We start from the raw sequence: 14686 nt of genomic DNA on the forward strand, positions 1-14686 counted from the left end.
TCACACCGCCTCCAGGATCGCCGCGACCGCCTGACCACCGGCCGCACAGATCGAGATCAAGCCCTTCGAGCCGGGGCCGCGACGGGCAAGCATGGAAGCCAAGGAGGCGACGATGCGCCCACCGGTGGCGGCGAACGGATGCCCGGCCGCCAGCGAACTGCCGTTCACGTTGAGCTTCGACCGGTCGACCACGCCAACACCGTCGGCCTCCAGCGCGGCGATGGTTGCCAGCACGGTCGCGGCGAACGCCTCGTGGATCTCGATGTAGTCGAAGTCGTCCAGGCTCAGCCCGTTGCGCTCCAGCAGCGCGGGGATGGCGCGCCGCCCGGCCAGCAGCAGGTCTTCCTCGCCCGTGACGTGCGAGACCGCGGCCACCTGGGCGTCCACCACCCGGGCGAGCACCGGCCAGTTCCGCGCCCGGGCCACGGACGCCGCGGCCATCAGCACGACCGCCGCGCCGTCGGTGAGCGCCGTGGAGTTGCCGGCCGTCATCGAACCCTGCGGCCCTCCGAAGACCGGCTTGAGCTTGGCGAGCGCCTCGACACTGGTGTCGGGCCGCAGCGCCCCGTCGCGGGCCACGCCCAGGTAGGGCGTGACCAGGTCATCGAAGAATCCCTCGTTCCAGGCCCGCGCCAGGTTGTGGTGCGAGGCGGCGGCCAGTTCGTCCTGCGCCTCGCGGGCGATTCCCCACTTCGCGGTGGTGAGCGCCTGGCTCTCACCCATGCTGAGCCCCGTGCGCGGCTCGACCACACCGGGCGGCACCGGGGCCAGATCGGCGGGCCTCAGCGAGGCGAAGGCCGCGAGCCGGTCCAGCGGTTTGCGGGCCCGCGAGGCCGCCAAGAGCGCCCGCCTCAGCCGCTCGCCCACGACGATCGGGGCGTCGGAGGCACTGTCGACGCCGCCGGCCACCCCGACATCCGCCTGGCCCAGGCTGATCTTGTTGGCCAGGTAGACCACCGCCTCCAGGCCGGTACCGCAGGCCTGCTGCAGGTCGCACGCCGGCGTCCGCGGGTCGAGCGCCGACCCGAGCACGGCCTCGCGGGTGAGGTTGAAGTCGCGGGTGTGCTTGAGCACCGCGCCGGCGACCACCTCGTCAAGCTGTTCGCCCGCGAGCCCGAACCTGGCCACCAGCCCGTCCAGTGCGGCGGTGAGCAGATCCTGGCTGGACGCCTGCGCGTACGCGCCGCCGGCCTTCACGAAGGGGGTGCGGTTGCCGCCGACGATGACGGCCTGGCGGAGCGTCATGGGTCCTCCTCGACTCTGAAAATATGTCCAGCACTGACGGTAGCAGGTACTTGCCGTTCCGGGTACCCTGTCAGTATGGATGCCCCGCTCGACGGTCGAGCCCGACGCTGGACCCAGCACAACCAGGAGCGCAAGCGCGAACTGGTCGAGGCGACTTTGCGCGCGATCCGCAGGCACGGCCACACCCTCGGAATGGACGAGATCGCCGCCGAAGCCGGCACGTCCAAGACCGTGATCTACCGCCACTTCGGCGACCGCAAGGGCCTGTACGAGGCCGTGGTGGAATCGGTGCACACCTTCATCCTGGGCAACGTGACCGCGGCGATGACCTCGGCCCCCACGCCGGCGGCCCTGGTCAGCGGCCTGGCCGACGCCTACCTGGCCCTGGTGGAGGCGGACGGAGAGATCTACCGGTTCGTGATCAACCGCCCGGCCGGGACGGCCGACCCCGTCCTCGGCATCACCAACCGGATCGGCGATCAGGTCTCGGCGTCGTTCGCCGCCTGGCTCACCGACAACGGCCGCGATCCGGCCCCGGCCAACACCTGGGGGCACGGCATCGTCGGCTTCCTCTGGGCCGTCGCCGACCGCTGGATCGTGACCGACCTACGCCGGCCGCGCGCCGAGGTCGTCGACTTCGTCGGCGCGCTGTTCACCCCAGCGTTCGCGACCCAGTTGCCCGTCGACACCCCACGGGTCGACCTGGTCTTCCCGCATCCCGACGAACAGATCCAGATCTCGCCCGCCATCGCGGCCAGCGCGACGCTGTCCCGCCGATTCGATCGCCCGCACGAAGGAGTCACGCGACCATGACCATCACCGCACCCGACCGTCCCCGCACCGCCGAGACAGGCCCGCGCATCACCGCCACCGGCGAGGGGCTGCGCCGGGCACTCGACGGCCCCTTCCACACGCTCAAGCAGCGCTGGCGCCACGAGGTGAGCGCCGACGACTTCGTCCGCGACCCCACGCTCGGCGTGGAGGAGGCCCGGGAATGGGCGCTCGACAAGCTGGTCGCCCTTGCCGCCCGCGGTTTTGCGATCGCGGGCTTCCCCGAGGCCCAGGGCGGGCGCGGCAGCACCGCCGAGTCGGTGGCCCACTTCGAGATGCTCGCGATGGGAGACCTGAGCCTCACCATCAAGTCCGGCGTCCAGCACGGCCTGTGGGGCGGCGCGATCGTCAACCTGGGTACGTCCTGGCACCACGAGACCTTCCTTCCGGGCACCATCACCGGCGAGCTGACCGGCTGCTTCGCGATGACCGAACTCGGCCACGGCTCCGACGTGCAGAGCCTGGAGACCACCATCACCTGGCTGCCCGAGACCTGTGAGTTCGAGGTCAACTCGCCCACCCCGACCGCGGCCAAGGCCTACATCGGCAACGCCGCCGCTCACGGAAAATGGGCGGCGGTGTTCGGCCAGTTGCTCGTCGACGGCGTGAACCAGGGGGTCCACGTCGCCGTGGTGCGCATCCGCACCGACGACCTCGGCCCGGTGCCCGGCGTGGTGATCGGCGACCAGGGCCACAAGGGCGGGCTGCTGGGTGTCGACAATGGCACTTTGTTCTTCGACCATGTGCGGGTGCCGCGCACCCACCTGCTCGACCGGTTCGGCGGCGTGAACACCGAGGGCGTCTACACCTCGGCGATCGAGTCGAAGAACGCGCGCTTCTTCACCATGCTCGGCACGCTGGTCCGCGGCCGGATCTGCGTGGGCGGCGGGGCGGCGTCCGCCACCCGCAAGGCACTGTCGATCGCCACCCGCTACTCGCTGAAGCGCACCCAGTTCCGCCTACCCGGCCTCGGGGCCGAGATCCCGCTGCTCGACTACCAGGCCCAGCAGCGCAAACTGCTGCCGAACATCGCCAAGGCGTACGCGTACGGCTTCGCGATGAACGAACTCGCGCTGCAACTGCAGCGGGTGACGGACGCCGCGGGTGCCGACCCGAAGGCCGGCCGTGAGCTGGAGACGCGCGCCGCGGGCATGAAGGCGATGCTCACCCGCTGGGCGAACGACACCATCCAGGTCGCCCGCGAGGCCTGTGGCGGCGCGGGCTATCTCACCGAGAACGGCCTCACCCTGCTGCGTCAGGACGCCGACGTGTTCGCCACCTTCGAGGGCGAGAACACGGTGCTGATGCAGCTGGTCGCCAAGGCCCTGCTGCTCGACTACCAGCGCACCTGGGGCGACCTCGACCTGCGCGGGACGGCCCAGGCGACCGCGCGGATGCTGGGCGAGACCTTCTTGGAGCGGACGACGGCGCGCAGCGTCATCGACCGGATCCTGACGACGGCGAACCGGCGTCCCGAGGCTCAGCAGCTCACCTCGCGGGCCTGGCACATCCAGCTGTTCGAGGACCGCGAACGGCATACCGTCGAGGGCCTCGCCAAGCGGATGCGCGCCGCCGGCAAGGTGCCCGCCGAGGAGGCCTTCGCCGCCACCAACGCCTGCCAGCAGCACATGCTCGCCGCCGCTCGCGCGCACACCGACCGGGTGGTGCTGGAGGCGTTCATCGCGGGCATCGACGCGACCGGCGATCCCTACATCGCGTCGATCCTGTCGAAGGTGTGTGACCTGTACGCGCTTGCCACGATCGAGGAGAACCGCGGCTGGTTCATGGAGCACGAGCGCTTCGACGGCTCGCGCAGCAAGGCGATCACCGAGGCGGTGGACGCGCTCTGCCTCGAGCTTCGCCCCAAGGCGCTCGAACTCGTCGAGGGTCTCGGCGTCGAGGAGTCGTGGCTGAACGCGGCCATCCTGCGCGGCTGAACGCGCCGGCTTCACCGGGCGCCACGAGGACTAACGTTGCGCCCATGAAGCCGGTCGCCACAGCCCAGCAGATCAGGGACGCCGAACGGGCCTGGTTCGAGGCCCACCCCGGCGGCGACCTGATGGGCCGCGCCGCGGACGCCGTCGCCCAGGCCGCGGCGCAGGCGCTCACCGGGCGCGCGCATTGGGGCGCGCTCGTGATCGCCGGCCCGGCAACAATGCCGGCGACGCGCTCTTCGCCGCCGCCGAACTCCCCGCGCTGCTCGACGCCCGGGTGCCGATCTGGGTGTGGCCGGTCGCGGAGTCCACCCACGCCGACGGCCTGGCCGCAGCGCTGGATGCGGGCGCGACCGTGGTGGACGCCGCGGGTGCTCTGATGCTGGCCAATGGCTCCGGCGTCGTGATCGACGGGATCTCCGGACTCGGCGGGCGAGCCGGCGTACACAACGCCGTCTGGGCGGTGAGCCGTGCAGCGACGGGCGCGGGGGTGCCGGTGGTGGCCGTCGACATCCCAAGTGGCCTGGTCGCGGACGCCGTCGTGGCGCACCGCTGCGTTCAGGCGACGCACACCGTCACCTTCATCGCGCACAAGCTCGCCCACCTCGCGCAGCCGGCGGCGTCCGCGTGTGGTGACGTCACGCTGGTCGACATCGGCGTCGCGGCGCCGGCCTCGCTGATCAATCTGGTCGAGGACGCCGACTGCGCGGCCTGGTTCCCGTTCCCGGGCGCGGTCGCCGACAAGTACTCCCGCGGGGTGGTGGGTCTGGACACCGGTTCGGAGGACTACCCGGGCGCCGCCGTTCTGGGCGTGGCCGGCGCGCTGTGGTCGGGGGCCGGCATGGTGCGCTACGCGGGCCCGCGGCGTCCGGCCGACGGGGTGCTCGCCGCCTTCCCGAGCGTGGTGGTGCCGGTCGATCCCGGCGTGCCGGGGCGGGTACAGGCGTGGGTGTGCGGCTCCGGTTGGCCCGGGGCCGACGCCGGACGCCTCGCGCTCCGGTTGCGCGACGGCGTCCCGGTGGTGATCGACGCGGGCGCCCTCGAGGGTCTCGCCGCGCTGGTTCCAGACCTCCCGGCGGACTCGGTGCTCACCCCGCACGCGGGCGAGTTGGCGCGACTACTCGGCGTCCCTCGCGCCGAGGTGGAGGCCGATCCGATCGGTCACGCGCGCCGTGCGGCGTCCGGCTTCGGGGCGACCGTGCTGCTCAAGGGCGCCACCCAGTACGCGGTCGCGCCCGGTGGCGAGGTGCTGATCGCGCTGCCGGGCACCCCGTGGGCGGCGACAGCAGGGTCGGGGGACGTGCTGGCCGGGGCGGTGGGAACCTTCCTGGCCGCCGGGTTGCCGGGGCCTCGCGCAGCCGTGCTGGCGGCGTCCCTGCAGGCCCAAGCCGCCCTCGCGTGTCACCATCCGGTTCCGCCGGAGCGGCTCGCGGAGCGTTTCGGCGCCGTGATCGAGCGTTGGGGTCGTATGGTGGGCCGATCATGAACACCGAGATGCTGGCCCGGCTCGTGCAGGGCATCGACGCCGTCTTGCCGGAAGCCGCCTCGTTGCGGCGCGCGATCCATGCCGACCCGCATCTGGGCGGCGATGAGGGTGATACCCGCGACACGTTCACCGCCGCCGCGCCCTGGCTTGACTGGCTGCCGGTTGCCGAGACCGGCGCCTATGCCCGCTTCGGCCCGGACGGCCCCGCCGTCGCGCTGCGCGCCGAACTGGATGCCCTGCCGATCACCGAGGCGACCGGAGTGGAGTGGGCGTCCCAGCGCCGCGGGATCATGCATGCCTGCGGGCACGACGTCCACATGGCGGCGCTGTGGGCGGTGCTGAGCGCCGCCCGAGAACTGGATCTTCCGGTGGCGATGATCCCGCTGCTGCAGCCCCGCGAAGAGGACAGTCCGCCCGGGGCCACCGACGTGGTCGCCTCCGGCGTCCTCGAGGACGCCGATGTGCGCGCGATGGTCGGCGTCCATGTGCAACCGGCCGTCGAGAAGGGCGTGGTGTCGACCGGTGCCGGTGCGGTCAACGCGGCGTTCGACGCGTTCGAAGTGGTGGTGCACGGACGCGGCGGGCATGGCGCCTATCCGCACGCCGCCGTCGACCCGATCTCGGTACTGGCGGCCATCGTCACCGGGCTCGGCGAGTTGACCGCGCAGATGATCAACCCGATCCGGCCCGCGGTCGTCTCGGTGGGAATGATCCGGGGTGGCACCGCGCCGAACGTCTTCGCCGACAGCGCTCGTTGCGAGGGCACCATCCGCACCTTCGAGGAGGACGACCGGGCCACCTTGCACGAGGCGATCGCACGCCTGGCCGAAGGAACGGCCATGGCGCGCGGGGCCACCGCCACCGTCACCTTCACCCGCGGCGGTCCGGCGCTGGTGAACGACGCTCGCCTGGTCGCGCGCGCCGATCGGCTGCTCACCGGCGTCGGCGTCCCGGTGGCACCGGTCCCGTTCCGCTCCTGCGGCTCGGACGACTTCTCGGAGTACAACGAACTCGTCCCCTCGCTGATGTCGTTCGTGGGCACGGGCTCCGCGCACGGCGTGGGCTTGCATCACGCCCAGTTCCTGCCCACCAGCGGCGCACTCCGCCTCAGCGCCGTTGCCCTCGCCGCCAATTTCGCCGCCGCCGCACACCTGTTGCAGACCGAGGCCGGCCACGACTCCTGAGTGGTCGTCGGGGACGTCGCGTCCACCGTCCGCCCCCAACAGCAAGGCGTACCCCCACCGGGCACACCCACGCCGATCTCAGCGCTAGCGAGCTCGACGGAGCGTAGGCTCCATCGCCTGGCGCATCCAACCTTCGTCGCGCGCATGCTGCAACATGCGCGCGACGACCACTTCCCGGGCTTGAGCACGGAGCGTACGCTCCGTGGGCGTCCCGCGACGGCTGCGCAACCTAGCCTGGCGACCGCGAGTGTTGTCCGTTCGCGACTAGGTGTTGTCCGGACGCCGCCGGCGCTGGTCAGGCCACCGGCGTCCTGGTGAAGTGAACCCATGCCCGAGGTGCTATCGACCGCCCAACTCCTCCGCACGGGTCTGAGCCATACCGACATCCGGTTGAAGGTCACCCGTGGCGAACTCGTCCGGCTGCGGCGTGGACACTATCGGCGTCCAGGAACGATGACCTTGCGCGACGAACATCTCCTGGGGATTCGTGCTGCGCTCGCCGACTTGTCCGGCGATCTCGTCATCAGTCACGCCAGCGCCGGGATCTTGCATCATCTCCCGGTACCGAACTCAGAACTGGCGCGGATATCGGTGAGCAGAACCGGACGAGGCCACGGGCGGATCACCCACGGCGTGCATCTTCGAGGTACCCGGATCGGCGACGATGCCGTCACCCTGCTCGAGGGCTGCCGCACGACCAGCCTGCCTCGTACCGTCGTTGATCTCGCACGCACATTGCCGTTCGACTGGGCAGTGGCCGTGGCGGACGCCGCACTCGCGCGACAGCTGAGCCGTGCCGCTCTGGACGAGCAGTTGGAGCTGTCGCACGGCTGGCCCGGCAACGTCAAGGCACGTTCTGCGATCGCCTTCGCCGATCCCCGGTCGGAGTCACCCGGAGAATCTCGCAGCCGCGCCATCTTCGCCATGGGCGGCCTCCCGGCGCCGGTGCTGCAGTTCAACGTCCGGGCGAACGGCATCCTTCTCGGTCGCAGCGACTTCGCGTGGGAAGCCGCTCGCCTCCTCGGCGAGTTCGACGGCAAGAGCAAATACGGCGAACACGCACGCCCCGGCGAGTCACCATCCGACGTCCTGTTCCGCGAGAAGGCGCGCGAGGAGCGCTTCCGCGAACAAGGTTGGTCGGTCGTCCGCTGGGTATGGAGCGACCTCAACGATCCGGACGCCCTCTGCGCACGAGTCAGCCAGGCCCTCACCAACGGACGCCGCCGGGTCGCTTGGCGCAACTAACCTTCGCCGCGCGCATGCTGCAACATAGGCGCGACGACAACTTCCCACGCTCGAGCGCGGAGCGCACGCTCCGTCACACGCGGTCGGCGCCGAACCCGCCGCGTCCGCACGAAAAGCCGCCCGCGGCGTCCGGTGGGGACGAACCGCGGGCGGCTTGGTGGTCACAGAACCTGTTAGCTGGCGCCCATCAGGGCGAGCAGGACGCCGCCGGCGACGACGGAGGCGACCTGGCCGGCCGCATTGGCGCCCATGGCGTGCATCAGCAGGAAGTTGTCGAAATTCTCCCGCTGGGCTTCACCCTGGACGACACGTGCCGCCATCGGGAAGGCCGAGATGCCGGCCGCACCGATGAGCGGGTTGAACTTGCCGCCGGAGAACACGTTCATCAGCTTGCCGAACAGCACGCCCATCACGGTGTCGAGGCAGAAAGCGATCAGGCCCAGGCCCAGGATCATCAGGGTCGCGCCGTTGAGGAAGCTCTCCCCCACCATCGTCGAGCCGATGGCCAGGCCCAGGAACAGGGTCACCACGTTGGCCAGTTCGTTGGACGAGGCGCCGACCAGACGCTCGACGACCTTCGACTCGCGCATCAGGTTGCCCAGCATCAGCATGCCGATCAGCGGCGTCGCGAACGGCACCAGCGTGCCGACGACGATCGTCACGATGATCGGGAACAGGATGCGCGTGCGCTGCGAGATCTCGCGGCTGGTGTACGGCATCCGGATGGCGCGTTCCTTCTGCGTGGTCAACAGCCGCATGATCGGCGGCATGATGATCGGCACCAGGCTCATGTAGGAGTAGGCGGCGACCGTGATCGGTGCGACCAGATGTGGCGCGAGCTGGTTCGACACATAGATCGAGGTGGGTCCGTCGATGGCACCGATGATGCCGATCGAGGCCGCCTCGGGGTGCGAGAAGCCCAGGAACAGCGCCAGCAGCAGCGTGAGGAAGATGCCGAACTGTCCGGCAGCGCCGAGCAGCACCATCTTCGGGTTCTCCAGCAGCGGCCCGAAGTCGGTCATCGCACCGATGCCCACGAAGATCAGCAGCGGGAACAGCTCGTTGCCCACACCCATGTCGTAGAGAATCGACAACGCACCGTGTTCGCCGACCATCGGCGACAACGGCAGGTTCGCCAAGATGGCGCCGGAACCGATCGGGAGCAGCAGCAGCGGCTCGTATTCCTTCTTGACCGCGAGCCAGATCAGCAGCAGGCCGATCGCGATCATGGTCAGGCTCTGCCAGGTGACGTTTTGGACGCCTTGAAGCAGGTAGTGGAGGGTATCGGGGCTCATATCAGGCCTCGAACCTCACCAGAGTCTCGCCGAACTTCACCTGTTGGCCGGCCGCCACATAGATCTCCGCGATGACGCCGTCGCGCGGTGCCTTGAGCTCGTTCTTCATCTTCATGGCTTCCAGGATCATCAGTGATTGCCCCCGGGTGACCTTCGCGCCAGCGGCGACGTCCACCGACAGGATCACCCCCGGCATCGGTGCAGTCATCTTGTCCCGGCCGCCGCCCTTCGGGGCTGCGCCGGACGCCGCGGGGGCGGCCGCGCTCGGTGCCGACGGGGTAGGTGCCGAGGCCACGGGCGCGGCGCCGGACGCCGCGGGTGCGGTCGTGACCGGGGCCACCTGCTGGCGCGGCTGGACCGCGGGAGTGATGGCGGAGTGGGCGAGGTCGCGGTGATCCTCGAGTGTCACGTCGACGAGGCGTCCGTCGAGTTGCACGCGGAACAGATCAGCCCCGACCGCCTCGACGTCGACCACCTTCTGGGTGCCGTTGACGGAAATGGTGTAGCGGCGCATGTGGCCTTACCTCCGGGTGAAGGGGTTGTTCTGGAAGCCGCGGCCCACCGCCAGCCAACGGCTCGCGAAGAGCTGGCTGCCAGGGGCGTGGGCACGGGTCTCGGGTGCCGCCAGCCGCCGCCGGTTCTCGGCGTGCGTCATGACGGCGATCGTGATGGCGGCGACCTGGTTCTCGTCCAGGCCGTCGGCGATGATCCGGACGGCCGGCGCCGCCGGCTTCTCCTCGCCGTCGTCCGGCTCAGCCTCAGGCGCCGGCGCGGGGGCCGGAGCCTGTTTGGCCTCCGACGGCGGGCGGTCGAGGAATCCGATCAGCATGAGGACGCCGACCAGGACCAGCAGCAGGGCGAACACGACGCCCATGCCGACGACCATCATCATCAGACCCCAGGTGAGGTCGTCCATGGTGATTCCCATTGCAAGCAGCCCTTACACCGGGAAGAGGCCGTGCTTCTTGGGGATGGTCTGCGTCACCTTGGTGCGCAGCACCTCCAGGGCACGGATCAGGCGCGGACGGGTTTCACGGGGCTCGATGACCTCGTCGATCTGGCCGACATCGGCGGCCTGGTACGGGTTGTAGAACTTCTCACGGTATTCGGCGATGAAGCGCGCCTCTTCGGCCTTCGGGTCTTCCGCGGCCTCGATCTGGCGCCGGTTCAGCAGCCGCGCCGCACCTTCGGCGCCCATGACCGCGATCTGCGCGCTCGGCCAGGCGAACGCCACGTCGTTGTTCATCTGCTTGGAGCTGAGCGCCACATAGGAGCCACCCATCGCCTTGCGGGTGACCAGCGAGATCTTCGGCACGGTGGCCTGGCAGTACGCGTAGATGATCTTCGCGCCGTGCCGGATGACGCCGTTGTACTCCTGCTCGACGCCGGGCAGGTAACCGGGGCAGTCGACGAAGGTGACCAGCGGAATGTTGAACTGGTCGCACAGCGTGATGTGCCGGGCGATCTTGTCGGAGGCATTGATGTCGAGGCAGCCGGCCATCACCATCGGGTTGTTGGCGATGAAGCCGACGCTTTGGCCATCCAGGCGGGCGAAGCCGACCAGCGCGTTGGCCGCCCAGTCCTTGTGCAGCTGGAAGATGGAGTCGTGGTCGAAGATCCGGCCCATCACGTCGAGCATGTCGTAGGGGGCGTTGTCGTCGTCGGGGATGATCTTGTTGAGCGCGTCATCCATCCGGTCGGCCGGGTCGTAGGGCTCCAGCGGTGGCGGATCCTCGGTGTTGTTCTGCGGCAGGTAGCTGAGCAGCGCCTTGGTCAGCGACAACGCGTGCTGCTCGTTCTCGGCCATCACCTGCGCGACGCCGGAGGTGGCGTTGTGCACCAGCGCACCGCCGAGCTCTTCGGCGCTCACCACTTCACCGGTGACGGTCTTGATGATGTCGGGCCCGGTCAGGAACATATTCGAGGTCTGGTCGACCATGATCGTCACGTCGGTCAGGGCCGGGCTGTAGACGGCACCGCCGGCACAGGGGCCCATGATCAGCGAGATCTGCGGGATGACGCCGGACGCCTTGACGTTGCGCACGAACACCTCGCCGTAGGCGGCCAGAGAACGGACGCCTTCCTGGACGCGGGCGCCACCGGAGTCGTTGAGGCCGATCAGCGGGATGCCCGCCTCGATCGCCAAGTCCTGGATGCGGGAGATCTTGTTGGACTGCACCTCGGAGAACGAGCCGCCGAGCACGGTGAAGTCCTGGGCGAACACCGCGACGCGGCGTCCTTGGATCTTGCCGAAACCGGTGATGATGCCGTCGCCCGGGTAGCGGTTGTTGGCCATGCCGAAATCGGTGTTGTGGTGGGTGGCTAGTGCGCCGAGCTCCTGGAAGGACGCCTCGTCGAGAAGGATGGACAGCCTCTCACGCGCGGTGAGTTTCCCCTTCGCGTGCTGCGCATCGATGCGCTTGGCCCCACCTCCTTCGAGCGCCTGTTGCCTCTTCGCTCGCAGCGTTGCCAGTTGATCACTCATCAGGTGCAGCCTCGTCGTCTGGGGGTCGCCCCCGGACACCCCGGGAACTACTACGCACCGTAGCATTCACTCCCGGCCGCCCGAGGCCGCTTTCGGCCGAAGCTCGCCATGCGGGACTCCGCGTCCCACCAACCGGACACCGGCGCCGCCTGGGCCGTCAGGCCAGCAGATGCCCCAGCACGGAGGTCACCAGAATGGTGGTCGCGGCGAGCGCACACACAAGTTCGACGGCCATGCCCAGACCCACCGACTTCAGCGCCTCCCACGAGCTGGATGCGGCCTCGCCGACGTCACGCAGGCGCACGTACTCCGAACCGAGCAGGCCGACCGCGAACCCCAGCGCCAGTCCAGCGAACGGGATGACGACCATCCCGGCCAGGCCAACGACGACCCCGATCACGACCGAGCGACTGGGGATCTCACGGCGCTTCAGGGCGCGTCCGGTGATCAGGTACTGGGCACTCATGCCCGCCAGCACCAGCACGCCCCCGATGCCGAACACGATCCAGCCCGACGACGCTGCGCCGAACAGCGCCCACAGCAGCAGCGCACCCGCGATCGCGAGGCTTCCGGGGAGCACGGGCACCACGATGCCCACGACACCGACCACAGCGAGGATGACCGACAACAGGGCCGTGAGTTCAGGAGTCACACCGCCAGGGTAGGCGACGCCCGGAAACGCCTCCCCCGCGGGCCTCAGTAAAAAGTCTGACTTTCGCGACATTCCGCCCCTTTGCACCCCTGGCTCACTATCGTGAAAAGTGACGCGGAGCACCCGCGCCACGCCAGTTTCAGGAGTTTAAAATGAACTATCCGATCACTGAATTCCAGGGCGATTGCGGCGAATGCACCCAGAAGGGCCACCACTACACCGTGAGATCCGGCAAGGGGCTCCAGCCGAACGAACAGGCCAGCATCCAGGGCAACACCGACCTCACCACCTGCATCCGGTCCAACGACGGCGGCCGCGTCTACAGCATCATCCTGACGGGTTCGCCCGGTGTCTACGACTACGTCGTCAACGTGGACGCCGAGGGCCCGCGCGGGTTCGGGAGCGGCTCGATGTACCTCGCGTTCACCGATGAGGACAACGAGACCTACTACCTGTCCATCTACAGCAGCACCCGTTCGGTGCATACCGTGCGCTACAACAGCGACACCCCCGCGATCAAGGCCATCCATTGGTCCAACTACCGTTTCACGGCCTGAATCCATCACGGCGGTGGCCACGCACGAAGAATAGAGGTTCTTCGGCCAGGTGATCGCCGGGCAACTAGCACTCGGGTGCCCCACCGGGAAGAAACGCGGTGGGGCACCCGAGTTCACTTTCCGCCGGAATCCCGTTTTCCACCGGAATGGATGCGGCGATCCCACCATAGGCGAGCGTCCGGTCGACACGCTCACCCATGCCGCCCGGGTTGTTCAGGTGCGATGGGCGACGGCTGCTGGTGGTGCGTCCGTGCCGGCAATCGCCGATACGCTGGCTTCTGGATTCGCAAGGATCTGCCAGTCGAGGGCCCTGAACCCCCGCTTGGGTACCGTCGAGTGGCTGATTCTGGCGATCGACCGGGCGCGGAACATGACTGCCTCAAGGGCTGCGTGCGCTCAACACTCGCCCATGCCACGGGGCCGAGCCGGCGCCGGACTCACGCGCGCGGCACAGAGTTCCCACAGGATTCGCACAGCGCGGACCGCTGGACTGGGGATCACCCAGACGACGACCCCACCAAAGGACCGACGATGAAATACCTCAAGCACACCATCGCCGCACTGACCGCCTCGGCCGTACTGCTCAGCGGGTGCGCGGCCACCACGCTCGCCGCGAATCAGAGCCCCTCGGTCACCACGACCACGACGGCCACGACCACGACGACCACCGCCGCGCTCGCGGCGGGCGATTCCCCCGCCACCGTCGACTGGAGCAGTCTGCCGACCACCCAGGTGACGCTCACCGACGCCGGCCTGACCATCACCGAGGCCGGCACCTACGTGCTCACCGGCTCGACCACCGGACAGGTGATCGTGAACACCGATGGGAACGTGCGTCTGGTCTTGTCGAACGCGACGATCGCCAGCAGCGTCGGCGCGGCCATCCAGGTCGACAATGCCGAGCAGACCGTGCTCGAGTTGGCCGACGGCACCACCAATACCGTCTCGGACGCGTCCACCCGGGCTGATGAGGAGATCGACGCCACCATCTACTCCTCCGACGATCTGGTGATCACCGGCACCGGCACGTTGAACGTCACCGCGCATTTCGCCGACGGCATCGCCGGCAAGGACGACCTGTGGATCGAGTCGGGCACGATCGGCGTGACCAGCGCCGACGACGGCATCCGGGGCAAGGACTCGCTGACCATCAGCGGCGGCACGCTCACCGTGGACGCCGCGGGCGACGGCCTGAAGTCCAGCAACGACACCGACCTCGGCGAGGGGCGGCTCACGATCAGCGACGGCACCATCACGATCGTCTCCGGCGACGACGCCGTCAAGGCCGAGCAGCAGCTGTTGATCAGCGGCGGCACGCTCGACATCCAGGAGTCCGTGGAGGGCATCGAGGCGCCGGTCATCGTCATCGACGGTGGAAAGATCACCCTCAACGCGTCCGACGACGGCATCAACGCTTCAGCCTCCGCGCTCGTGACGACCGGGCTGAGCGTCACGATCAACGGCGGCGAGCTCGCCATCACGATGGGCGCCGGCGACACCGACGCGATCGACAGCAACGGCGATCTGACCATCAACGGTGGCACGCTCGCTATCACCGCGCAGTCCCCCTTCGACTTCGACGGCACCGGCGCACTCAACGGCGGCACCATCACGGTCAACGGCCAGCCGGTGACCGAGCTGACGAACCAGATGATGGGCGGCCCGCGAGGTGGCGGCGCACCCATGGGCGGTGGCCCGATGGGCGGCGGACGGCAGTAGCCGGATTCGCTTCAGATGACCACAGCCCCCGGGACCGCCGCAAGGCGGCGGTC

General features: G+C 69.2%; 14 protein-coding genes. 7 read left to right on the forward strand and 7 right to left on the reverse strand.

Annotation, left to right across the window (positions count from 1 at the left end; translation table 11 throughout):
* Positions 1–1245 carry an acetyl-CoA C-acetyltransferase gene (locus QM708_RS03240; RefSeq protein WP_415104340.1) on the reverse strand — a complete coding sequence of 415 codons (1245 nt, stop codon included), beginning with the start codon at positions 1243–1245 and terminating at the stop codon, positions 1–3.
* 75 nt (positions 1246–1320) lie between these two features.
* On the opposite strand from QM708_RS03240, the gene QM708_RS03245 reads away from it, so the two are divergent.
* Positions 1321–2058: a TetR/AcrR family transcriptional regulator gene (locus QM708_RS03245; RefSeq protein WP_415104342.1), complete on the forward strand. Its 738-nt coding sequence runs from the start codon at positions 1321–1323 to the stop codon at positions 2056–2058.
* The gene (locus tag QM708_RS03250; RefSeq protein ID WP_415104344.1) at positions 2055–4013 is read left to right on the forward strand and encodes an acyl-CoA dehydrogenase; all 1959 of its coding nucleotides are present in this window, start codon (positions 2055–2057) and stop codon (positions 4011–4013) included. Before QM708_RS03245 ends, QM708_RS03250 begins: the two co-directional genes overlap by 4 nt.
* 11 nt (positions 4014–4024) lie before the next feature.
* On the opposite strand, the gene QM708_RS03255 is transcribed toward QM708_RS03250, so the two are convergent.
* A complete protein-coding gene (locus tag QM708_RS03255) occupies positions 4025–4198 on the reverse strand; it encodes a hypothetical protein (protein ID WP_415104346.1) in 174 nt (57 codons plus the stop codon).
* On the opposite strand from QM708_RS03255, the gene QM708_RS03260 reads away from it, so the two are divergent.
* From QM708_RS03260 to QM708_RS03270, 3 genes are all read left to right on the forward strand, one after another.
* Entirely contained in the window at positions 4198–5496 is a 1299-nt protein-coding gene (locus QM708_RS03260; RefSeq protein ID WP_415104348.1) for a bifunctional ADP-dependent NAD(P)H-hydrate dehydratase/NAD(P)H-hydrate epimerase, read from the forward strand. The two genes, QM708_RS03255 and QM708_RS03260, sit on opposite strands and share 1 nt — an antisense overlap.
* Positions 5493–6680 (forward strand): M20 metallopeptidase family protein, encoded by a 1188-nt coding sequence (locus QM708_RS03265; RefSeq protein ID WP_415104350.1) that lies wholly within the window; start codon positions 5493–5495, stop codon positions 6678–6680. Before QM708_RS03260 ends, QM708_RS03265 begins: the two co-directional genes overlap by 4 nt.
* Positions 6681–7271: 591 nt before the next feature.
* Positions 7272–7925 (forward strand): hypothetical protein, encoded by a 654-nt coding sequence (locus QM708_RS03270; RefSeq protein WP_415104352.1) that lies wholly within the window; start codon positions 7272–7274, stop codon positions 7923–7925.
* 173 nt (positions 7926–8098) lie between these two features.
* Here the strand turns inward: QM708_RS03270 and QM708_RS03275 are convergent, their stop codons facing one another.
* The 5 genes from QM708_RS03275 to QM708_RS03295 all read right to left on the reverse strand — a co-directional run bounded on the left by QM708_RS03275 (position 8099) and on the right by QM708_RS03295 (position 12357).
* Positions 8099–9220 (reverse strand): sodium ion-translocating decarboxylase subunit beta, encoded by a 1122-nt coding sequence (locus QM708_RS03275; RefSeq protein WP_415104354.1) that lies wholly within the window; start codon positions 9218–9220, stop codon positions 8099–8101.
* 1 nt (position 9221) lies between these two features.
* Positions 9222–9734, reverse strand: coding sequence for a biotin/lipoyl-containing protein (locus QM708_RS03280; protein WP_415104356.1), 513 nt, complete (start codon positions 9732–9734; stop codon positions 9222–9224).
* 6 nt (positions 9735–9740) lie between these two features.
* Entirely contained in the window at positions 9741–10136 is a 396-nt protein-coding gene (locus QM708_RS03285; RefSeq protein ID WP_415104358.1) for an OadG family transporter subunit, read from the reverse strand.
* A 24-nt stretch (positions 10137–10160) separates the two neighbouring features.
* Positions 10161–11705: an acyl-CoA carboxylase subunit beta gene (locus tag QM708_RS03290; protein WP_415104360.1), complete on the reverse strand. Its 1545-nt coding sequence runs from the start codon at positions 11703–11705 to the stop codon at positions 10161–10163.
* A gap of 157 nt (positions 11706–11862) precedes the next feature.
* The gene (locus tag QM708_RS03295) at positions 11863–12357 is read right to left on the reverse strand and encodes a DUF456 domain-containing protein (RefSeq protein ID WP_415104362.1); all 495 of its coding nucleotides are present in this window, start codon (positions 12355–12357) and stop codon (positions 11863–11865) included.
* A gap of 152 nt (positions 12358–12509) precedes the next feature.
* On the opposite strand from QM708_RS03295, the gene QM708_RS03300 reads away from it, so the two are divergent.
* Positions 12510–12914: a hypothetical protein gene (locus QM708_RS03300; protein WP_415104364.1), complete on the forward strand. Its 405-nt coding sequence runs from the start codon at positions 12510–12512 to the stop codon at positions 12912–12914.
* 531 nt (positions 12915–13445) lie between these two features.
* Positions 13446–14633, forward strand: coding sequence for a carbohydrate-binding domain-containing protein (locus QM708_RS03305; protein WP_415104366.1), 1188 nt, complete (start codon positions 13446–13448; stop codon positions 14631–14633).
* Positions 14634–14686: the final 53 nt, after the last annotated feature.

The organism is Propioniciclava sp., from assembly GCF_047602245.1.
Classification (GTDB): Bacteria; Actinomycetota; Actinomycetes; order Propionibacteriales; family Propionibacteriaceae; genus Propioniciclava.